The organism is Nocardiopsis listeri (assembly GCF_020741345.1).
GTDB lineage: Bacteria > Actinomycetota > Actinomycetes > Streptosporangiales > Streptosporangiaceae > Nocardiopsis > Nocardiopsis listeri_A.
In genome coordinates this window covers 1-20,713 of the sequence record NZ_DYZD01000199.1, presented here as the reverse complement: position 1 = coordinate 20,713, position 20,713 = coordinate 1, and the positions used below count along the sequence as shown (strand labels likewise).

At 68.6% G+C, this 20,713-nt stretch carries 20 protein-coding genes and 1 tRNA gene; 14 read left to right on the top strand and 7 right to left on the bottom strand.

Annotated features, from left to right (window positions below; all coding sequences use genetic code 11):
* The 10 genes from K8V84_RS10990 to K8V84_RS10945 all read left to right on the top strand — a co-directional run.
* Positions 1-367 (top strand): sugar phosphate nucleotidyltransferase (locus K8V84_RS10990; RefSeq protein ID WP_369696621.1); only part of this gene is annotated, 367 nt, incomplete at its 5' end.
* 100 nt (positions 368-467) lie between these two features.
* Positions 468-1,697, top strand: coding sequence for a gephyrin-like molybdotransferase Glp (gene glp / locus K8V84_RS10985; protein WP_304073855.1), 1,230 nt, complete (start codon positions 468-470; stop codon positions 1,695-1,697).
* A gap of 132 nt (positions 1,698-1,829) precedes the next feature.
* Positions 1,830-2,333, top strand: coding sequence for a cyclic pyranopterin monophosphate synthase MoaC (gene moaC / locus K8V84_RS10980; protein ID WP_304073858.1), 504 nt, complete (start codon positions 1,830-1,832; stop codon positions 2,331-2,333).
* Positions 2,323-2,847 (top strand): MogA/MoaB family molybdenum cofactor biosynthesis protein, encoded by a 525-nt coding sequence (locus K8V84_RS10975; protein ID WP_304073853.1) that lies wholly within the window; start codon positions 2,323-2,325, stop codon positions 2,845-2,847. The genes moaC and K8V84_RS10975 overlap by 11 nt, the downstream gene beginning before the upstream one ends.
* A 252-nt stretch (positions 2,848-3,099) precedes the next feature.
* Positions 3,100-3,819 (top strand): GNAT family protein, encoded by a 720-nt coding sequence (locus K8V84_RS10970; RefSeq protein ID WP_304073852.1) that lies wholly within the window; start codon positions 3,100-3,102, stop codon positions 3,817-3,819.
* Between the two features lie 404 nt (positions 3,820-4,223).
* Positions 4,224-4,880: a hypothetical protein gene (locus K8V84_RS10965; protein ID WP_304073851.1), complete on the top strand. Its 657-nt coding sequence runs from the start codon at positions 4,224-4,226 to the stop codon at positions 4,878-4,880.
* A gap of 69 nt (positions 4,881-4,949) precedes the next feature.
* Positions 4,950-5,023: transfer RNA gene (locus K8V84_RS10960), tRNA-Ala, on the top strand.
* 327 nt (positions 5,024-5,350) lie between these two features.
* Positions 5,351-5,968, top strand: coding sequence for a TetR/AcrR family transcriptional regulator (locus K8V84_RS10955; protein WP_304073849.1), 618 nt, complete (start codon positions 5,351-5,353; stop codon positions 5,966-5,968).
* A gap of 2 nt (positions 5,969-5,970) precedes the next feature.
* Positions 5,971-6,384: a hypothetical protein gene (locus K8V84_RS10950; RefSeq protein ID WP_304073847.1), complete on the top strand. Its 414-nt coding sequence runs from the start codon at positions 5,971-5,973 to the stop codon at positions 6,382-6,384.
* Between the two features lie 967 nt (positions 6,385-7,351).
* Positions 7,352-7,768, top strand: a complete 417-nt coding sequence (locus K8V84_RS10945) for a hypothetical protein (protein WP_304073845.1) — start codon at positions 7,352-7,354, stop codon at positions 7,766-7,768.
* Between the two features lie 33 nt (positions 7,769-7,801).
* Here K8V84_RS10945 and K8V84_RS10940 read toward each other — a convergent pair whose 3' ends face one another.
* The 3 genes from K8V84_RS10940 to K8V84_RS10930 all read right to left on the bottom strand — a co-directional run bounded on the left by K8V84_RS10940 (position 7,802) and on the right by K8V84_RS10930 (position 10,461).
* A complete protein-coding gene (locus K8V84_RS10940; RefSeq protein WP_304073843.1) occupies positions 7,802-8,113 on the bottom strand; it encodes a sec-independent translocase in 312 nt (103 codons plus the stop codon).
* A gap of 181 nt (positions 8,114-8,294) precedes the next feature.
* A complete protein-coding gene (locus K8V84_RS10935) occupies positions 8,295-8,498 on the bottom strand; it encodes a cold-shock protein (protein WP_017603347.1) in 204 nt (67 codons plus the stop codon).
* A gap of 325 nt (positions 8,499-8,823) precedes the next feature.
* Entirely contained in the window at positions 8,824-10,461 is a 1,638-nt protein-coding gene (locus K8V84_RS10930; protein ID WP_304073840.1) for a dolichyl-phosphate-mannose--protein mannosyltransferase, read from the bottom strand.
* Positions 10,462-10,573: 112 nt separating this feature from the next.
* Between K8V84_RS10930 and rsmI the strand changes: the two genes are divergently transcribed.
* Together rsmI and K8V84_RS10920 are read left to right on the top strand one after the other, a co-directional pair.
* Positions 10,574-11,449, top strand: a complete 876-nt coding sequence (rsmI, locus tag K8V84_RS10925; protein WP_304073838.1) for a 16S rRNA (cytidine(1402)-2'-O)-methyltransferase — start codon at positions 10,574-10,576, stop codon at positions 11,447-11,449.
* An 89-nt stretch (positions 11,450-11,538) separates the two neighbouring features.
* Entirely contained in the window at positions 11,539-12,201 is a 663-nt protein-coding gene (locus tag K8V84_RS10920) for an AIM24 family protein (RefSeq protein ID WP_304073837.1), read from the top strand.
* A gap of 83 nt (positions 12,202-12,284) precedes the next feature.
* On the opposite strand, the gene secD is transcribed toward K8V84_RS10920, so the two are convergent.
* Complete coding sequence (secD, locus tag K8V84_RS10915) at positions 12,285-14,933, bottom strand: protein translocase subunit SecD (protein WP_304073835.1); 2,649 nt, start codon at positions 14,931-14,933, stop codon at positions 12,285-12,287.
* 142 nt (positions 14,934-15,075) lie between these two features.
* On the bottom strand, positions 15,076-15,468 hold the full coding sequence (locus K8V84_RS10910) for a hypothetical protein (protein WP_304073856.1): 393 nt from the start codon (positions 15,466-15,468) through the stop codon (positions 15,076-15,078).
* Positions 15,469-15,804: 336 nt separating this feature from the next.
* Between K8V84_RS10910 and metG the strand changes: the two genes are divergently transcribed.
* Together metG and K8V84_RS10900 are read left to right on the top strand one after the other, a co-directional pair.
* Entirely contained in the window at positions 15,805-17,622 is a 1,818-nt protein-coding gene (metG, locus tag K8V84_RS10905) for a methionine--tRNA ligase (protein ID WP_304073833.1), read from the top strand.
* 89 nt (positions 17,623-17,711) lie between these two features.
* Entirely contained in the window at positions 17,712-18,635 is a 924-nt protein-coding gene (locus tag K8V84_RS10900; protein WP_304073832.1) for a TatD family hydrolase, read from the top strand.
* Here K8V84_RS10900 and rsgA read toward each other — a convergent pair.
* The gene (gene rsgA, locus K8V84_RS10895) at positions 18,632-19,747 is read right to left on the bottom strand and encodes a ribosome small subunit-dependent GTPase A (RefSeq protein WP_304073830.1); all 1,116 of its coding nucleotides are present in this window, start codon (positions 19,745-19,747) and stop codon (positions 18,632-18,634) included. The two genes, K8V84_RS10900 and rsgA, sit on opposite strands and share 4 nt — an antisense overlap.
* A gap of 267 nt (positions 19,748-20,014) precedes the next feature.
* The coding region (locus K8V84_RS10890; RefSeq protein ID WP_304073828.1) for an MHYT domain-containing protein at positions 20,015-20,713 on the bottom strand (699 nt) is incomplete at its 5' end.

The following is a 20,713-nucleotide window of genomic DNA, read 5'->3' as shown; positions in this document are numbered from 1 at the left end:
GGACGTCGTCACGGTCACCGACCTGGTGGAGAAGCCCTCAAGGGAAGAGGCACCGAGTCGTTGGGCGGTCATCGGTCGCTACGTGTGCGACCCCGCGGTCTTCGAGGTCCTGCACCGCACCCCGCCGGGCCGCGGCGGTGAGATCCAGCTGACGGACGCCCTGCTCGAACTCGCCCGGACCAAGCCCGAGGAAGGCGGCGGCGTGCGCGGGGTCCTGCTGCGGGGACAGCGCTACGACACCGGCAACAAGGCCGACTACATCCGCACCGTGGTCGACTTCGCCTGCCGACGCCCGGACCTGGCCGAGGAGCTCCTGCCCTGGCTGCGGGAGTTCGTGGACCGCCACGACCGCGCCGACCGGAGCTGACCCGACCGGCACGTCCCATCGATGTCAGTGGCCACAATGGGATGGGACGGGGCACGCGAGTGGACCGTTCCCAGTGCGCACCACGAACCGGAGGGACCCCATGAAGAGCGTCGAACAGCACGTCTCCGATCTGCTGGCGCTGGTCGCCGTGCCCGAGGCGACGGAGCTCGACCTGCTTCGGGCCCACGGGACGGTACTGGCCGAGCCGGTGGTCTCCGAGGTGTCCCTGCCGGGCTTCGACAACTCCTCGATGGACGGTTACGCCGTACACTCCGCCGACCTGGAACACGCCTCGCCCACCTCCCCGGTCAGGCTGTCGGTGGTGGCCGACATCCCGGCGGGAGACCCGTCCCCGAGCGCGATCCGCCCCGGCCTGTGCGCGCGCATCATGACCGGCGCCCCCATGCCCACGGGGGCCGACGCCGTCGTCCCGGTCGAGTGGACCGATGGTGGGAGCGTGGAGGTCCTCGTCGAGCGTCCGGCCACGCCCGGCGGGTTCGTGCGCAGGAGCGGTGAGGACGTCGAGGCGGGCGCGAGGGTGCTCAGCGCCGGGACCCTCATCGGCGCGGGGGAGATGGGTGTGCTCGCGGCGGTCGGTCGCCGGACCGTTCCGGCCGTTCCCCGGCCCAGGGTCGTGGTCCTCTCCACAGGTGAGGAACTGGTCGAACCCGGGCGACCGCTCGGCCCCGGCCAGATCTACGAGTCGAACAGCTACATGATCGCGGCCGCCGCGAAGGAGGCCGGAGCCGAGGTGCACCGCCACGGCTTCGTCGGCGATGATCCGGTCAGCGTCCGCGACGCCCTGGAAGGGCTGCTGTTGCGCGCCGACATCGTCGTCACCACCGGCGGCGTCAGCATGGGCGCCTACGACGTGGTCAAGGAGGTGCTCAGCAGGCAGGGCACCGTCGAGTTCACCTCGGTGGCCATGCAGCCGGGCAAGCCCCAGGGACACGGCACGATCGGCCCGGACGGGACGCCCATCATCACGCTGCCGGGCAATCCGGTGAGCGCCTTCGTCTCCTTCCAGATGTTCGTACGCCCGGTGCTGCGAAAGCTGCGAGGCCTCGACCCGGCGCCCCTGCCCGCGGTGCGCGCCCGACTGTCCACGGCGGTCACCTCGCCGAAGGGCCGACGTTCCTACCTGCGCGCCGTGTTGGCGCCGGCGGCCCCCGGCGCCGAAGCGGCGCACACCGTCGCGCCCGCGGTCCGACAGGGTTCGCATCAGCTGTCCGCGCTGGCCGACGCCAACGGGCTCCTCGTCGTTCCGGAGGAGGTCACGGAGCTACCGGCGGGCGCGATCGCGGAGGTCCTGACGCTGCCCGGACACTGACCCGGGACGGTCCCTGCGCCGTTGTCACCGTGGAGGAGTACGGTCATGCGTGGGACGCGCCACCGCGCGCCCCACGCGGCCGGCGCACCGATGGGCCGCGTGGTCCACACGCGAAGACAACGGGTGACCTCGATGACCGACACCCCGCAGCCGGAGGCGCATTCCTCCGGCCTGACCCACCTCGACGAGTCCGGCGCCGCGCGCATGGTCGACGTCTCCCGTAAGGACGTCAGCACCCGCAGCGCGACCGCCACCGGGCGGGTGCTGCTCAACGCCGCGACCGTCGCCGCCCTGCGTGACGGTGAGGTTCCCAAGGGCGACGCACTCGCGGTCGCGCGCATCGCCGGAATCCAGGGCGCCAAACGCACCCCCGACCTGGTGCCGTTGTGCCACCCCATCGCGGTGCACGGTGTCGACGTGGACCTGACGGTCCTCGACGACGGCGTGGACATCTCCGCCACGGTCCGTACCGCCGACCGCACGGGTGTCGAGATGGAGGCGCTCACCTGCGTGATGACAGCGGCGCTCGGCCTGGTCGACATGGTCAAGGCCATCGACCCGGAGGCCGAGGTCACCGAGGTCAGGGTCGAGGAGAAGCTCGGCGGGAAGAAGGGGCACTGGAAGCGTGGCGACTGAGTCGAACGGTCGGTCGCCGCGTCGGGTCGCCGTGGTCACCGCCTCGAACCGGGCGGCCGCCGGGGTCTATCCGGATCGCTCCGGACCGGTGATCGTGGAGCGTCTGCGCGACCTGGACTTCACGGTGGTGGGGCCCTGGGTGGTGCCGGACGGTCCCCCGGTGACCCAGGCACTGTTGCGGGCGCACCAGGAGGGCGCCGACGCCGTGCTCACCACGGGCGGCACGGGTCTGACCCCCCAGGACCGCACCCCCGAGGCCACCCGCCCGTTGTTGGCCTTCGAGGTCCCGGGCGTCTCCGAGGCGCTGCGCGCCGCGGGACGGGACAAGGGGGTGCACACCGCGATCCTCTCCCGAGGTCTGGCCGGGGTCGTGGAACGGGACGGGCACAGCATGCTCGTGGTGAACCTGCCCGGCTCCCGAGGCGGTGTACGCGACGGAATGGACGTGCTGGCACCCGTTCTGGGGCACGCGATCGACCAGATGCGGGGCGGTGACCATCCCCGGTCGGAATGAGACCCGGTAATGACCACAATCACATCCCGGGCATTCCGGAAGCAGAGAATTCCTTGACCCTAGTACGGTTTTCGGTGCAGGAGTGAATGGAGTTTGGAATCATCCGATTCCGGTGTGGCGGAGGTGACACCCGCTACCGCACGTCCCCAGGGGTGGAATACTGGAAGGGCTCACCGGTGCCGGGCGTGGCCACGCCCCGAGGACCGGTGGCGTATCCGCGCCGAGTGGTGCACAGGGCCACGGAGGGACGACGTGAATCGCAGACAGAGGTGGCCGGTCACCCTGGAGGAGGGGTCGATCGCGCTTCGCCCGCTGCGCCTACGCGACGCCCCCGCCCTGCGTGACACCCGTGCGCGCAACGCCGAGTGGCTGCGGCCGTGGGAGCCCACCTACCCGGAAATGCCGTTACGCACCACCGGTCTCGCCCCCTACGTCGCGATGATCCAGGCCATTCGCCGTGAGGCGCGTCAGGGGCTGTCCATGCCCTGGGCGGTCACCTACGACGACCGTTTCGTAGGACAGCTCACAGTGGGCGCCATCGTGTGGGGTTCGGCCAGGTCGGCGCAGGTCGGTTACTGGATCGACAGTGCCTACGCGGGACGGGGCATCACCCCGACAGCCGTCGCGTTGGCCGTCGACCATTCCTTCTTCAACGTCGGACTCCACCGGATCGAGGCCAACATCCGACCCGAGAACCGTGCCAGCAGGCGCGTGGTCACCAAACTCGGTTTCCGAGACGAGGGTGTGCGGCGCAGACAGCTGCACATCGACGGGGCCTGGCGGGACCATATCTGTTATGGACTCACCGCGGAGGAGGTGCCCCGAGGGGTTTTGCGCCGTTGGTACGACGGAGGGTCTTCCGGTCCGACCCCAGAGGGTGGTTCCGGCCCCGGTTCCGCATTGGGGCCACATGGCCCGAACGGCGACGAGGATCCACGTGATCCGGCGAGTCCGAACCCGGGGTCGAACTGAACGTGACAGCATCACGGGTGCATCCGAAACCTAAACCTCTCTTTAAGCACATTGATTCATTACTTTGCGTTGAATTGGCACTGCGCTCCGCAGTCACCGTCTGACCTGGGCTTTCTTCCGGAGGGGTGGGGCGACCGAAACTAAGGGTCCACAATCTTGCGACACTCCGGTCGGAATGCGGCGCATTTATGGACACGGGGTCGTACCGTGCGGAACATAGACGCATTGACGATGCGGGCAACGCGTGGATATGGCACACGGGATTCGCTCCGGCTTCGGCCCGGAGCAGGAACGGTACCGGGTCGGGAGACGTCGGTACTCCCGAGACAGTGTTCGTGTACACGCGGCGCGGTGTCGACGAAGTGTCGATCAACGTTCAGTGGCCGTCATCGTGAGGAGGGGTGATGAGCAGCTCTCCCCTGTACCTCGCCATCGTGGTGGTCTGGCTCATCGTCCTGGTGCCGATGCTGTTGCGCAAGGACGCGGTCGAGCCGGTTCACGAGGAGACCCGGCGCGACGACGCCGATCCGGACACCGACGAGGTCGACGAGACGTTCGAGGAGGAAGAATCGGACGAGGAGGATCCGGATCTCACCGAGACCCGGGTCGTCACCCGTCCGCGGGCACACCGGGAGCACGCGGACGAGGAGGCCGAGGAGTCGCGTCCCGTCGAGCGGCGCCGGATCCCCGCACCCGAACCTCGGGCCCGGGTCATCGCCCGCCGTCGTCGACGCACCAGCGCGCTCACCCTGCTCAACGTCTCCACCATCGTTGCCGTCGCCTTCGGTCTCGGTCCCTGGTGGGTGATCGCGCCGCCGATCCTGTTGCTCGTCGGACACCTCGCACTGCTCCGGGAGGCGGCCAAGGCCGACGCCGAGCAGCGCCAGGCCCGCCTCAAGGCACGCCGCCGGGCCCTGCTGCGCGCACGTCGGGACCGTGACCGGCAGGAACACGAGGCCAGGGAGGCCGAGCGCCTGGCCAAGGTGATCGCCCTCCAAGAGCGTCGCAGTCAGGTCTACGACCAGTACGCGGACGCCCGCCTGAGGGCCGCCGGAGACTGACCCCGGTCCGAACGCCCGGTCGGGCGTTCGGACCACTCGAACTTTCCTGCTAAAGTTGGTCTCGTCTTCGGGGCTGTGGCGCAGACCGGTAGCGCACCTCGTTCGCATCGAGGGGGTCAGGGGTTCAAATCCCCTCAGCTCCACCGAAGAGAAGGGGCCGAAGGGAAGCACGTCTTCCCTTCGGCCCTTTCGTTCTTCCTCGCAGGAAAAGAGCAGGGCCCGATCCGTGGATCGGGCCCTTTCTCGTGCTCGTGGTGGGGCCGGACGCCGTGCTCGCTGTTCCCTGTGGCGGGAGGTCGTCCGGACCTGAGCCCCGAGTGTCACCGGCGAAGCGTCTATCCCCTGCGGCGGGGTGGTGCCGATGCGGTCCTCAGCCTATCCACCGACGCGCCGCAACGCCTATGGGTTCGGGCCTTCGGATCGATCGGCCAGATCTTTACAGTGGTAACTTGCCGGCGTATAGTTCCGGTATGGCAGATGGATACCACCACGGAAACCTGCGGGCCGCAGTGTTGGAGCGGGCCGCCCGGGTCATCGCGGAGAAGGGGCCCTACGGCTTCAGTCTGCGCTCGCTCGCGGCGGACCTCGGGGTCAGTCACACGGCCCCAAGACACCACTTCGGTGGCCGGGAAGGTGTGCTCAACGCGCTGGCCACCGAGGGCTTCACCGAGCTCGCCGAGCGACTGCGGGTCAACCGGGAGGCCCGCGGCGGCTTCCTGGAGGCCGGGGTCGTCTACGTGGGTTTCGCCACCGACTTCCCGGCGCACTTCACCGTGATGTTCGAACCCTCCCTGCTCGACCAGGACGACGCCGAATTGAACGCCGCACGTACTGCGGCCTTCGGCGAACTGCGTTCGGGGGTGGAGTCCCTTGCGGAGGAGGGGCGGGAGGTCGCCGACGCGCCGGCCGCGGTGGTGGCCGGGTGGTCGATCGTGCACGGTCTGGCGACCCTGGCCCTCACCGGGAACCTGGACGGTTCCGGGGTGCGCGAGCTGTTCGGTGACGCCGATCTGCCGACCATCACCCGTCGCGGTGCCGGACTCCTGTTCGGCCCGTCGGGTCCACCCCCCGACAACGAAGCGGAGTAGCCATGTCGGCGTCCACACTCATCTCGTCCGGGATCATCCTGCTCACCGTGGTGGGCATCGCCTACGGCGGTACGTTCCTGCTGCGCGTGGTCAACGGGCGGTTCCCCGCCAACGACCTGCAAAAGTCCTACTTCCGGGCCGGGCACGCCCACGCCGGGGTCCTGGTCATCCTCGGTCTGGTGGTGCGTCTGTTGTTGGAGGGGCCCACGGTCCCCGACTGGGGACACCCGGTGGGCGACCTGGTCCTGGTCGCGGCCATCCTGATGCCCGCGGGGTTCTTCCTGTCCGTGATCGGTCGGGACCCGCGGGCCCCCAACCGGTTGCGGTACCTCGTTCAGGCGGGCGCGGTGAGCCTGGTCATCGGGCTGATCGGCGCGGGGGTCGCGTTGATCATGGGCGGCCTGGCACTTGTTTGAACCTCCGTGCGGGGGTGGACGGCGATCGGAAAGGCCCAGGCTCATACTCGTTTTTGGTCGCGTCCGAAACGGGGGTGCCGGGGGCCTCCGGGACGCGCGTCTGGATGGAACCGGGTTTTTGATTGATCACCGAGAGTGACGCCCTTCTTCTGGTGAAGGGTCACAGAAGTACCGCTATGTGGGGGTTTCTGGGTGGATGTGCGGATGCGAGGTCTGCCCGTGACGTCGTCACACGCCCCGGCCCCGGGAAGAACCGGGTTCTCCGATGCGTTTTCGATACTCCTTGTGGTAATAGCCATACCGTCGCTCTGCGTTATGTGGCCCTCTTCTGATTTTGCTTCTCAAGGGACTTGTCTTTGCAGGTCATCGGGGACGGTGCCGCGCGGCGAAGAGGATAGAAACCGGCCTGAGCTGCACCGATTCCGTCTTCTATGGTCATTTCGGAACCTGTGCTGCAACCTTTGGTCGACCGTCGGCCATGGAACGATGAATATTCGGCCTCGGCCCTTGTGGACTCTGCTGCGATAGGACATCTTGGTTCCGGGATGGGCTGGAAACACCAAGAAAGGTAGATGCCATGACCGTGCACGCGCAGAGCTCACGTAAGAACAACGGCTGGACCTGGTGGTAACCGGACCGGCCTGACGGCGCCGCCACGGCGCCCGTCACGCTTCGAGGGCCCGTTCGACATCGTCGACGGGCCCTTACCCATGTCCGCCCAAGACACTCCTCTCCGTGATCGAGAAGGGGATTTGACCGAACAGCCGATCGGGTAAGAGCCCGATAAGTCGTCCGGGCCGTCCGGGTCGGGGCCGAAACGAACGTGAAGGGGCGACCAGTAGCAGTGTCCGACTCCCCTCAGCAGTCAGGCGGATACGAATACCCGAAGGAACCGGAGCCCACGGGTGGTCACACGCGCCCACCCGTCCCGGAGGGCGCGCCGACCGCCCGCCCACCCGAGAGTCGCGTGGAGCCCGTCACGGAGGAGACCACGGCGGTCGTGGGGGAGGGATTCCGACGCACCACCAGGGCGCGCAACAAGACCATGCGGGCCGAACGCGGCCGGGGGTTCTGGCGCCTGGGAACGTCCACCGTCCTGTACGTGATGGTGGTCGGGGGTATGGCCGACTACGTCGATCCGCAGGTGCGCGTCATCGCCCATCTCGCGTTCTGGCTGTTCATCGGGTTGGGCCTGGGTCTGACGGTGGCCCGAGAACGCCGGCACGACTGGGCACCGCGACCACGGTGGCCATGGCTGCTCGCGGCGCTGGGCGGCGCGGTGACGGCCGAAGTGCTCATCCTGGCGGTGGGATCGCCCGCGATCATCGTGGGATCGATCATCCTGCTGGTGCTGGGGGCGTTCTTCCTCATGCTGGTGGGCTGAGCGCCGGGTCGGGAGTGCAGGGGAGCGGGCGGCTCAGGTGGCCTCGTCGTCGAAGGGCGGGCGCTTGCCGTTCAGGCGGGAGACCGGCTTCTTGGTGGTCTCCTCTTCCTCTTCCCAGAAGTGCTTCTGAATGAATCTCTTCGGGTTGAGGTCCTGGACGTCGAAGTCCTTGTACTCCGGACCGAGCCCCTCCTTGATGTCGTTGGAGGCGGAGTTGGCCATGGTGCGGAGCTGGCGCAGGACCCGTCCGATCTGCTGGGCCGCCTTCGGGAGCTGGTCCGGCCCGAAGATCAGCAACGCGAGAAGGAGGAGGATGACGAACTCTCCACCGCTGATGCCGAACATGTGTGGTCCTCGCCTTCGGGTGCTGACCGGCTTCAAGCAGGTTAACCGGTATCGCCACGCTTGGGTAACCGTGTCCCCATCCAACGCCCATCTGCGGCTCTTGGGGCACGTCAGGGCCTTGGACGCGAACCAGCCCCCCACTCGGGGCGAGCGGAGGGCTGGGGAAACGCACGTGTGACGGTCAGACCGTGCGAACGTCCGCCGCCTGCGGGCCCTTCGGGCCCTGGATGATGTCGAACTCGACCTTCTGGTCCTCTTCCAGGTTCCGGAAGCCGGTGCCCGCGATCGCAGAGTAGTGAACGAACACGTCGGGCTGACCACCCTCGACGGCGATGAACCCGAAACCCTTCTCAGAGTTGAACCACTTCACGGTGCCCTGAGCCATGTGCTCTCCCTTGGGGACTACGGCGGGACCGCACCCTGCTGGTCCCGGGTCGCCGGGCGCCGGACCGAAGAAGGGTCATACCCGAATCGACAAGCGCCCACGTGAAGTTCCGCGAGGCGCCTCGGGCATCCATGGAAACTACAACAGCAACCAGTTGCAGACAGTACCAGGGAGGAAGGGACCTTGCCGAGGCCTTTCGACTGCGAATCCCCGATATCCGAGTGTCCTGTTTCGGCTACTCGAAAAGGTTGATTTCCCGCCCTTGTGCGACTAATGGAGTTGTGCCCGGGGAACGGTTTCGGCGGTTCCCCGGGTCGGTAACTCGTCAGGAGGCGTCGCGCCCGTAGATCCACACCTCGAACCACAACCGGTCGCCCCAGGTGTCGTCCGGTAGCGGATAGGCCGATAGGACCGGATACAGGTAGGCGAAGTGCGCGATGGTCAACAACACCACGACACCGAAGACCACACCGCCGAGAGCGCGCGTGTAAGGAGCGAAGCGCGGACTGTCCTCTCCCGCGCCCATCAGCATCCCCAACATCAGCACGATGCCGAGCACCAGGAACGGCAGGAACGGCAGCGCGTAGAAGAGGAACATCGGGCGGTCCGGGTAGGCGAACCAGGGGAGCCAACCGGCGGCGACCCCGAGCAGCACGGCGCCGGCCCGCCAGTCGCGGAAGGTGATCCACCAACCCAGCATCACCACCATGGCGATGATGCTCACCCACCAGATGATCGGGGTGCCGATGGACACCACAGAGGTCACACAGCTCCCGGTGTCGCACCCGACGGCCTGCCCGTCGTAGTGGAACATCACCGGGGTGCGCATGATCAGCCACTCCCACGGTGCGGAGATGTAGGTGTGGTCGCTGGTGAGGTTGGAGTGGAAGTTCATCATCCGGCCGTGGTAGTCGATCAGACTCCACAGGGCCTCCAGCGGCGTGGCCAGGAGGTTGGGCAACCGGTCGGGGGCCAGACCGTCGGCGAAGTCCCGGTTGTAGCCGCCGCGGGTGAACAGCCACCCGGACCAGGAGAGCAGGTAGACGATCCCGGCGACCACCACGGTCTGCAAGAACGCGGGGACGGCGTCGATGCCCAGCCAACGGCCGAAGACACGACGCTGGCCGACGCTGCGGCGGGCACCGTAGTCCCAGGCGACGGTGAGAAGACCGAAGGCGGCGATGAAGAACAGGGCGGACCACTTGGTGCCGACGGCCAGACCGAAGCACAGACCGGCCGCCAGACGCCACCAACGCATGCCCAGCCAACCCACCGTGGTCACGTCGACCCCGGCCTCCACCAGACGGACCAGGCGCTCCCTCGTCTTGTCCCGGTCGATCACCAGACAGGTGAACCCCGCCAGGATCCACAGGGTGAGGAAGATGTCCACCATGGCGATGCGGCTCAGGGTGAAGTGCAGACCGTCCAGGGCCAGGATCAGCCCCGCGGTGCAGCCGAGCAGGATGGAGCGGGTCATCCGGGTGGCGAGCCGGACCAGGATGAGAACGGAGATCATCCCGGCCAGGGCGGAGGCCACCCGCCAACCCTCGGGGCTGACGGCCGATCCGAACGGCATCAGCGTCCACAGCCAGTCGCCGAGCGCGATCATCCACTTGCCGACGGGAGGGTGGACGATGAAGTCGCCCGTGCCGGTGAAGATGTTCGGATCGCCCTCGGCCAGCATGGTGTCCGAGTTGTCGAGGGTCTCGTGTTCGTACCCGAAGCGCCACAGGGCGAAGGCGTCCGTGGCGTAGTAGGTCTCGTCGAAGTAGATCCGTTCCGGCTGCCCGAGGTTGAAGAACCTGAGCGCCCCCGCGAACAACGCGACGAGGCCGGCTCCCAGCCAACCCGGCCAGGCGGGTGTGGGCATGCGGGGCACGAAGCGGGAACGGAGGTCGAAGGGCCGGGCCGCGGCCGGAGGGGGCGAGGGCTCGGCCTCGCTGGGAAGTGCGGTGGTGGTCATCTCGGCTCGTAGGTTGGGGTCAGAGATGGAGGTCCGTTGCGGACGGGCCGTGAAACCGGGTTTCGGATGGTTCGATCATGGCCAACCGTAGCGCGACAGGACGGGGATCACAGTGGTTGAGGGTGTCGAGAAAACGCAGCGGGGCGGGAGGCTCGTCTTGGCCGGGCTGCCCATCGGGAACCTGGAGGACGCACCACCTCGGCTGTTGCACGCCCTGGAGGGGGCGCGTGTGATCGCCGCGGAGGACACGCGTCGATTGCGACAATTCGCCTCCCGTGCGGGCATCCGCCTCGGCGGTGAGTCCGGTGCCCGTGTGGTGTCCTACTACGACGCGAACGAGAGCCGCAGAGGAGACGAACTCCTCGCCGATCTGCGGCGGGGCGAGGAGGTCCTGGTCGTCACCGACGCGGGGATGCCAGGGGTGTCCGACCCCGGCTACCGTCTGGCGGCGGCCTGTGCCGAGGAGGGGATCCCCGTCACCTCGATCCCTGGACCGTCGGCGGTGACCACGGCCCTGGTGGTCTCCGGACTGCCCACCGACCGATTCTGCTTCGAGGGGTTCCCACCGCGCAAGGGCCTGAAGCCGTATCTGGAGGAGTTGGCCGAGGAGCGCCGGACGATGGTCTTCTTCGAGAGCCCGCACCGGATCGCCGCCACGCTCCAGGCGATGGCCGCGGCGTTCGGCGTCCAACGCCGGGCGGCGGTCTGTCGTGAACTCACCAAGACCTACGAACAGGTGCGCCGAGGCGGCCTGGGCGAGCTGGCCGAATGGGCCGCCGACGGTGTGCGCGGTGAGATCTCCGTGGTGGTGGAGGGCGCCCGGCCCCGTGCGGAGAACACGAGCGACACCGACCTGATCACCGCCGTGGGGGAGTTGGAGGACGAGGGAATGCGTCGCAAGGAGGCCATCGTCCGGGTCGCCAAGGAGACCGGGGTGCCCAAACGCCGTGTCTACGATCTGGTCCACGGCGTCGTCGAGGCGGAGTGATCTCGGAGGGTTCCGCCGCCGGCGAAACCGGCCCCCGGTCCGGTGCATCGAACAGCACTGAGACCGAAGCGACGAAAGAGGATTCGTACATGCGCAGTGAGCTCTTCCAACACGCTCAGGAGACCCAGCAGCCGGGGATGCACCTGCAGAACCGCAAGATGCTGAGGGTGGGGCTCAACGGGGAGTTCTACGCCCGCCAGGGCTCGATGGTCGCCTATCAAGGGCAGATCGACTTCGCCTACCAGGGCGCGGGCAGCGTCGGCCGGTTCATGAAGAAGGCGTTCACCGGCGAGGGTCTGCCGTTGATGAAGGTGTCCGGGCAGGGGGACGTGTTCTTGGCACACGAGGCCTGGGACGTGCACCTGATCGACCTGGAGGACGAGTCCCTCACCATCAACGGTGCCAACGTTCTGGCCTTCGAGCCCACCCTGAACTGGGACATCCAGAAGGTGCAGGGGTTCGGCGGCATGGTGGCCGGCGGGCTCTTCAACACGGTCTTCACCGGTCGGGGCCGGGTGGCCGTGGCCTGTCATGGGACCCCGGTGCTGCTCAACGTGGACCAGCCGACCTTCGTCGACACCCAGGCCGCCGTCGCCTGGAGCACTTCCCTGCAGGCCACCATCCGCAGCACGGTCAAGGCCGGAGCGATCATCGGGCGCGGCAGCGGTGAGGCCTTCCAGCTCGCCCTGCAGGGGCAGGGCTTCGTGCTCGTCCAGGGATCCGAGGGCGCACCGGCCCCCACCGGAGGCTGAGCGGATCGCGCGCAAGAGGAGGGCCCCGAACCACACGAGGCGGTTCGGGGCCCTCTGATCGCTCGGACGGGTGAAGGCGAGACCTAGACGACCGCTCCGTCGTCCGCCTCGCGGGCGGCCTTGGCCGCCACCTTCTGCTTGGCCTTGCGTTCCTTGATCACGTGCGGCGGGGGCGTCTTGTCCCACTTTTGCAGCCAGATGGCGATCGGGACCGCGACGAACACGGTGGAGACCACACCGGTGGACAGACCGACCAACATGGCGATGGAGAAGTCCTGGAGCGAGGACCCACCGAGGAAGGTGAGGAAGATCAGGATGATCCACGCACCGACGGTCGTGTTCACCGTACGAGGCAGGGTGTTGAGGATCGCGCGGTTGGCGATCTCGGTGAACGAGGACTTGTCGTCCTTCGCCCACTCGTCTCGCACCCTGTCGAACACCACCACCGAGTCGTTGACGGTGAAACCGATGACACTCAGGATCGCGGCGAGGAAGACCCCGTCGATGGGCTTGCCGAGCCAGATGAACAGGCCGACGACCAGCAACATGTTGAAGGCCAGCGACAGCATGGTGGAGACACCGAAGGACCAGCGGAAACGCCAGGCCAGGTAGATCATCTGCAGGGCCAGGGCCGCGCCGAGCGCGATCAGGGCCCGGTTGCGCAGCTCGTCCCCCATGCTCGGACCGATCAGCTCGTCGCTGACCAGATCCACGCCACCGGTCTCCTCGGCGATGGCCTCGGTGATGCCATCGGCCTCCGCGTCGGAGATGTCGCCGGTACGGACGGACAGGTCGCCGTCACCGGACTCCTGGACCACCGCGGTGTCCGAACCCGCGAAGTCGAGCCCGGAGATGACGCCTCGGGCCTCGTCGACGGACAGGTCCTGCTCGCCGGTGATCTCGTACTCCAGGACGCGACCCCCGGTGAACTCGACACCGAGGTTGGTGTCGCGCACCAACGGCGCCGCGATCGCGGTGACCACGATCAGGGCGGCGACGATGAGCCCGACACGGCGGAAGTTCATCAGCTGCGGGTTCTTCTCGACCAGCCAGGTACGGACCTTGCCGATGCGGTCGATGCCGCTGATCGAGGGGTGCTTCTTGATGACGGTTCGACGCACCGCCCACTCCACGAACACGCGCGCGATGACGAGCGCGGAGATCATGGAGGCGATGGTGCCGAGGCTCAGGGTCACACCGAAGCCCTGGACGGTACCGGAGGCGAAGAAGAACAGCAGGGCCGCGGCCAGGATCGTGGTGACGTTGGTGTCGAGGACCGCGCTCCAGGCCTTCTGCGTGCCCTGGACGAAAGCCTTCTCCAGGTTGGGCGGCACCGCGCGGCGACGGCGACGGGCCAGGGCACCGGTCTCCTTGCCGTCCTTGCCCTCCTTGTCGGAATCCTGCATACCGGAGGCCTTGTTGGCCTCGTAGACCTGTTGCTGGCGCTGATACTCCTCGCGCGCTCGTTCGAAGATCAGCACGTTGGCGTCGATGGCCATACCGATCGCCAACACGAAACCGGCCAGACCGGGCAACGTCAGCGTGGCGCTGATGGCCACCAACGCGCCGTAGGCGATCAGGGTGTAGAACGCCAGGGCCAGGGAGGCCAGGAAGCCGACCATGCGGTACACCACCGTGATGTACAGCGCGGTGAACGCGATGCCCAGGATGGCGGCGATGGCGCTGGCCTGGATGGCGGCGGCGCCGAGGGTCGGGCCGACGGTCTGGCGCTGGACCTCGGTGACCGGCAGCGGCAGCGAACCGCCCTCGATCAGCACGGCCAGCTCTTCGGCGGTCTCGCTGTTGAAGTCACCGCTGATGGTGGTCTGGCCTCCGGCCATGCCCACCTCACAAGCGGTCTCCGCCGTCACCTGCGGGGACGAGATGACCTGGTCGTCCAGGACGATCGCGACGCGGCGACGCGGGTCGCCCTCCTGGAAGCAGGCGGCCTGACCGGTCAGCTCCTGCCACTGGTCACGGCCTTCGCCACGGAAGGCGACGTTGACGACCCACTGGGCGCGGTTGACCTGGTCGAGACCGGCCTCGGCGCTGGAGACGCGGTCGCCCTGGATGGCGGCCTCACCCAGCTGAAGCATGGTGCCCTCGGAGTCGGGCAGGGTCAGCGCGACGTCCTCGGGGTTCTCCGCGGGGGGACCGGCCGGCGCCTGTGGCATGCCGCCACCGCCCGGGTCGCCGCCCATCCCGCCGAGCAGCTCTTCCATCTCCTCCTGCGTCATCTCGCCGCCCTCGCCCTCGGCGGGAGCCTCGCCCCCACCGTCGGAGGGTGCGCGGGCCTCGTCGGCCGGCGGGTTGGCGAAGTCGCCGCCCTGGGGCGCCTGGACGCCCTGGCCACCGGACTCGCCCACGCCGAGAACCGGGTGGAAGGACAGCTGGGCGGTCTGGCCGACGATCTGCGCGGCCTCCGCCGGGTCCTGCACGCCGGGCAGCTCGACGATGATCCGGTTCTCACCGGAACGCGACATGTTCGCCTCGGCCACGCCGAGACGGTCGATGCGCTGACGCAGCACTTCGACGACCTTGTCGGTGTTCTCCGAGTTGGCGGAGGTGCCGTCGGGGCCGTCCTGGGTTTCGAGGACGATCTGCGTACCGCCGCTCAGGTCGAGACCCAGGCGCGGTGGGATGAACCACGCCGCGCCGAACGCGACGAGGATGACGAGGAGGGAGATGAGCGCGCGTGTCCAGCGCGCTCCCGCTCCCGTTTGACTGGACAAGGGGTGAACCTCTCACTGCGGATGGTGGAACCGGTCGCGTGCCCGGGCACCGGACGGCTCGCGCGCGGCGCGAGGCCCGGGACCGAACGGGGGGTGCGAGGGTCCGGACCCGTACGGGACGGGTGGGGACCGACCGGGGTGGTCAGACGGTGGTGTGCGCGGTGAGAGGGGGTGCCCGGGTGGATGGCAGTCCCTCCGCGTCGACCTGTTCGGGAACGGGGTCGTGATGGGGGAGGGGCAGCGGCCACCAGGGTTGGTCCCACACCGCCAGGCGCAGGGCGCAAGAGGGGACCGCGTCGGGCAGGTCCCGCAGTACCAACCGCTGGTCGCAGGTGGAGGCGGGTGGCCCGAGCGCGACCGTCTGTGGGTCGACGTAGGGCTTGACCTCCTTGCCCGCCTCCTTGGCGGACGGGGAGGGGCCGGAGTCGGCGGTGGTCACCGGGGTGTCGGCCGAACCGACCGAGGAGGGGAGCGCCTCCCCGTCACCGGACGGTGCAGCGGCCAAGGGGAAGGTCAGAACGACCATCAACACCACGCCGGCGATCAGTGACGCGGTGTTCCGGGCAGGACGGGGTACGGCACGGGTATCCGTGGTGACCACCGCCTCGGGACCGGGTTGGAGGGTCGCTCTTTGCCGTTCCGCGTCGGTGCCCCGGTGGCACTCGACGTCGTTGAGCCGAGCATAAGGGCAGGGGGCCACCCCGGGGAATCACTGCCGGCCGCCCTGTGGACAACTGTTGCCGGAACGTGCGCCGGCGGCCGCCCGGAAGACCCCGGGGTGGAGGCGCGGGAAGCGCCGTCACGTCGGGGAATCGGCCGTGTGGCCAGGGAGGCGGCCCGCGGACACCCCGGCCGGCTTTAGGCTTGGGTCATGTCGTCGAATCGCCACATCCTGACCGCGGTCGCCTGGCCCTACGCCAACGGCCCGCGCCACATCGGCCACGTCTCCGGTTTCGGGGTCCCCTCGGACGTCTTCTCGCGCTTCCAGCGAATGTCGGGGAACAGCGTGCTGATGGTCAGCGGTACCGACGAACACGGCACCCCGATCCAGGTGCTGGCCGACCAGGAGGGCGTCAGCGCCCGCGATCTGGCCGACCGCTACAACCGGATCATCGCCGAGGACCTGGTGGCCCTCGGCCTGTCCTACGACCTGTTCACCCGCACCACCACCGGCAACCACTACTCCGTCGTCCAGCGGCTGTTCACCACGCTCCACGACAACGGATACGTCTTCACGCGCACCACCAAGGGCGCGATGTCCCCCTCCACCGGCCGCACCCTGCCGGACCGCTACATCGAGGGCACCTGCCCCATCTGTGCCTACGACGGCGCCCGCGGTGACCAGTGCGACAACTGCGGCAACCAGCTCGACCCGATCGACCTGATCTCGCCGCGGTCCCGGATCAACGGTGAGACGCCCGAGTTCGTGGACACCGAGCACTTCATGCTCGACCTGCCCGCCTTCGCCGAGATCCTCACCGAGTGGCTCAAGGACAAGGAGGACGACTGGCGGCCCAACGTCCTCAAGTTCTCCCTGAACCTGCTGGAGGACCTGCAGCCGCGCGCGGTCACCCGTGACCTCAACTGGGGTGTGCCGATCCCGCTGGACGGGTGGAGCGAGAACGCCAACAAGCGCTTGTACGTCTGGTTCGACGCGGTCATCGGCTACCTGTCCGCCTCCATCGAGTGGGCCGAGCGCGTGGGCGAGCCCGACGCCTGGAAGCGTTGGTGGCAGGAGAAGGACAGCGAGTCCTTCTACTTCATGGGCAAGGACAACATCGTCTTCCACTCGGTCATCTGGCCGTCCATCCTGCTCGGCGCGAGCGGCAGGGGCGACCGTGGCGGCGAGGTCGGAACGCTGGGCGAGCTGAACGTCCCCAACGAGGTGGTCTCCAGCGAGTTCCTCACCATGGAGGGGCAGAAGTTCTCCTCCTCGCGTCGCGTGGTGATCTACGTGCGCGACTTCCTGGAGCGCTACTCCGCCGACGCGCTGCGGTACTACATCATGGCCGCCGGACCGGAGAACCAGGACACCGACTTCACCTGGGCCGAGTTCGTGCGCCGCAACAACGACGAGCTGGTCGCGGCCTGGGGCAACCTGGTCAACCGGTCCATCTCCATGGCAGCCAAGAACCTGGGCGAGATCCCGGCGGCCGGTGAGCTCACCGACGAGGACCGCGAGGTCCTGGCCGGTTCCAAGGCCGCCTTCGACGCCGTAGGCGCCCGCTTGGAGCGCTCGCAGTTCAAGGCGGCCCTGCAGGAGGCCATGCGCACCGTCGCCGAGGCCAACAAGTACATCTCCGACCAGGCCCCGTGGGCGCTGAAGAAGACCGACCCCGAGCGGATGGCCACCGTCCTGCACGTGGCGCTGCAGCTGGTCCAGGACGCCAACACCCTGCTCACCCCGTTCCTGCCCGTCGCCGCCAACAAGGTGTACGCGATGCTGGGCGGTACCGGGACCTGGACCGGCATGCCCCGGATCGAGTCGGGTCACGACACCATCGGTGACTCCGAGGAGAAGGTGGACTACCCGGTCATCACCGGTGACTACGCCGACAACGACGCCCGGTGGGTCTCGACGCCGATCGTCCCGGGGACCCCGCTGAGCCGTCCGGAGCCGCTGTTCACCAAGCTCGACCAGTCCGTGGTCGACGAGGAGCTCGCGCGCCTGGCCGGCGAGGCCGGGTAACCGAGGACATGAGCACCCGCGGGCCCCGAGAACACCTCGGGGCCCGGCGGGAATCTCCAACGACCGAGGGACGACGGAGGAAGGTCGACGTGGGCAAGCGCAGTGGCAAGGCGGTCAAGGAGCGCAACGCGCAGACTCCGCCGGCGGCGCCCGAGGCGTTGCGGGTGCGGGTGGCCGACAGCCACACCCACATGGACATGCAGTCCCCCGAGGTGCCCGAGATCATCGCCGCCGCCGAGGCCGTGGGCGTGACCCCGCTGGTGCAGGTGGGCGTGGACCTGTCCTCTTCGCGCTGGGCGGTCGAGGTCTCCGGTCGGTATCCCGGGAAGGTGTGGGCCGCGGTGGCCCTGCACCCCAATGAGGCCCCGCGCGTGGTGCACGGCGACGGGGCCGAGGGCGTGGAGGCCGACGACACCGACTGGACGGAGAAGGCCCGCCCCGCCGGTGGCGTCGAGGCCCTGGAGGCCGAAATCGCCGAGATCGACGCCCTGGCCGGCCGCCCCGAGGTGGTCGCGGTCGGGGAGACCGGCATGGACACCTTCCGGACCGGGCCCGAGGGCGCCCGTGCCCAGGAGGAGTCCTTCCGTCGGCACATCGCCATCGCCAAGAAGCACGGCAAGGCGCTGATGATCCACGATCGCGAGGCGCACGAAGACGTCCTGCGGATCCTGGAGGAGGAGGGCGCCCCCGAGAGGGTGGTCTTCCACTGCTTCTCCGGCGACGCCGAGATGGCCAAGGTGTGCGCCGAGCACGGCTACTTCATGAGCTTCGCCGGCAACGTCACCTTCGCCAGTGCCGAACCCCTCCGCGAGGCGGCCCGGGTCGCCCCCGCCGAGTCGATCCTGGTGGAGACCGACGCGCCCTTCCTCACCCCCAGGCCCTACCGGGGCCGGCCCAACGCGCCCTACCTGATCCCGCTGACGCTGCGCACGCTCGCCGAGGTCAAGGGCATGGACGAGGACGAGCTCGCCACCATCGTGGCGGACAACGCCCGTCGCGCCTTCGGGTTCTAGAACCCGCGTTTGCGGCGGGCGTTCTCACGGCCCTGACGGTCGGCCCGCTTCCATTCCTTGCGGCGGGCGGCGCGCAGCCGGGCGTCGTTGCGACTGCGGTTCCACTCCGCCTCCCGACGCAGCCGGAACCAGCGGTCCAACCGTGCCGCGTCCAGTTCACCCTCGTCCACGGCGGCGTTGACCGCGCAGCCGGGTTCGGTGCCGTGCGAGCAGTCCCGGAATCGGCACCGCTCGACCAGGGCGTGGACGTCCGCGAAGGTCCGGTCGACCCCGGTCTCGTCCCCGGGAACGTCGATCCGACGCACCCCCGGGATGTCCAGGAACAGGGCGCCACCGGGCATCGTGATCAGCTGCCGGTGGGTGGTGGTGTGCCGGCCCCGGCGGTCCTGTCGGATCTGGCCGGTCCCCATCACCTCCTGCCCGGCCAGTGCGTTGAGCAGGCTGGACTTGCCGGCTCCGGAGGTGCCCAACAGCACCCACGTGTCACCGGCCCGCAACCGGGCGGACAGGTCGGACAGCCCATCGCCGGTGTGCGCGCTGACGCTGTACACGTCCGCGCCGGTGGTGACGGCCCGGACCAGTTCGAGGACGTCCGGAAGCCGTTCCCCGGCCAGTTCCGACTTGGTGACGGCCACGACCGGGGTGGCCCCGCTCGCCCAGGCGAGGCTGAGGAACCGCTCGAGTCGGCCCACGTTGGGGCCCTGGTCGGCGGCCTCACAGATGAGGACGGCGTCGATGTTGGCGGCCAGGACCTGGTCGTGTGAGTCCTTGGCCACGCCCTGTCGGACCAGCGTCCCGGAACGTTCCAGGACGGCTTCGACCACCCAGGTGTCACCGGAGCGGCGGACCGCCACCCAGTCTCCGCCGGTGGGCGCGGTGGAACGGTCGAACTCGGCGGCCCTGCGCACCTCGGGCGACAGTTCGGCGGTGGCGGGTTCGGGCATCTCGACGGCGACGGCGCCGCGTCGGGCCTCGGTGACGCGGGCCGGTCGCAGGGGGTGCGGGGACTCAAGGGCGTCGAAGGCCGCGGCGGTCCGCGGATTCCACCCCAGCCGGTTCAGAGGGTGTTCGGGCAGGCCGGTCGTGCCGGTGTGTTCGCTGTGCTGACTCACGTCGTCTCTTCTTGCTACGGCGCGAGTCGGGGCCGTCGGTGTGCGGCGGCTCAGGACTCGCGGGAGATGAGGGAGGTTCCGTTGTGGGGGGTGGACACGAGGTCGGGCATCGTGTGCTCCTCTCTTCTTCTCCCGCGAAGGGGCGGGACCCGGATGTGGCCGGTGCGGCGCGCGCACGGTTCGATTCGGGACGACCTTAGGTCGGGATGTCCCCGGGACGCCAGTGGTTTTCTCGGTCCCGGGGCACCGGGTGAGGGCGGAACCGGTTCAGCGGTGCCTTGTCCACACGTCGTCACCCGGACCGGGGGTGTCCTGGTCCAAGGGTGTGACGGGGGAGCCGTGCCGGGGCTCGTAGTCCTCCTGGCTTCGCAGCACGGTGTGTTCGGTGGAGCGGTGGGAGGGGCGCGTGTAGTCCCGACGGTCGTTCTCGTCACCGCTCAACATCAGGAAGAGGCTGCAGATCAGCATGAAGACGAACAGGCCCACGATCAGAGGAAGGACCAGTTCGGTGGCCTTGGCGCCTTCCGGGGCGCCGTAGTGGGTCATCTCCGGGCTGTCGACGTGCATTCCGGCCATGCCGGTGTAGTGCATGGCCGACACCGCGAGCCCCATGACCAGGGAGGCCCCGAAGACGGCGCCGATGTGCTTCAGGTTCCGGGCGAACCAGAGGGCCACGGTGGAGGCCACCAGGCCGATCACACAGGAGGCGACGACGGGGAGGGCGTCGTGGTGCATCTCCCCGTGCAGGTTCATCGACGCCATGCCGGTGTAGTGCATCGAGACGACGCCGACACCGAGCAGGGTTCCGGACAACAGCAGGCGTCCGTTGCTCTGGTTCCGGATGACCAGATGCAGGGCCAGACCCATGACGAGGATGGGTACGACGCCGCTCACCAGGGTCAGGAACGGGTCGTACCTGATGATCGTCCCGGGGATGGTGTGCCCCAGCATGGCGATGAAGTGCAT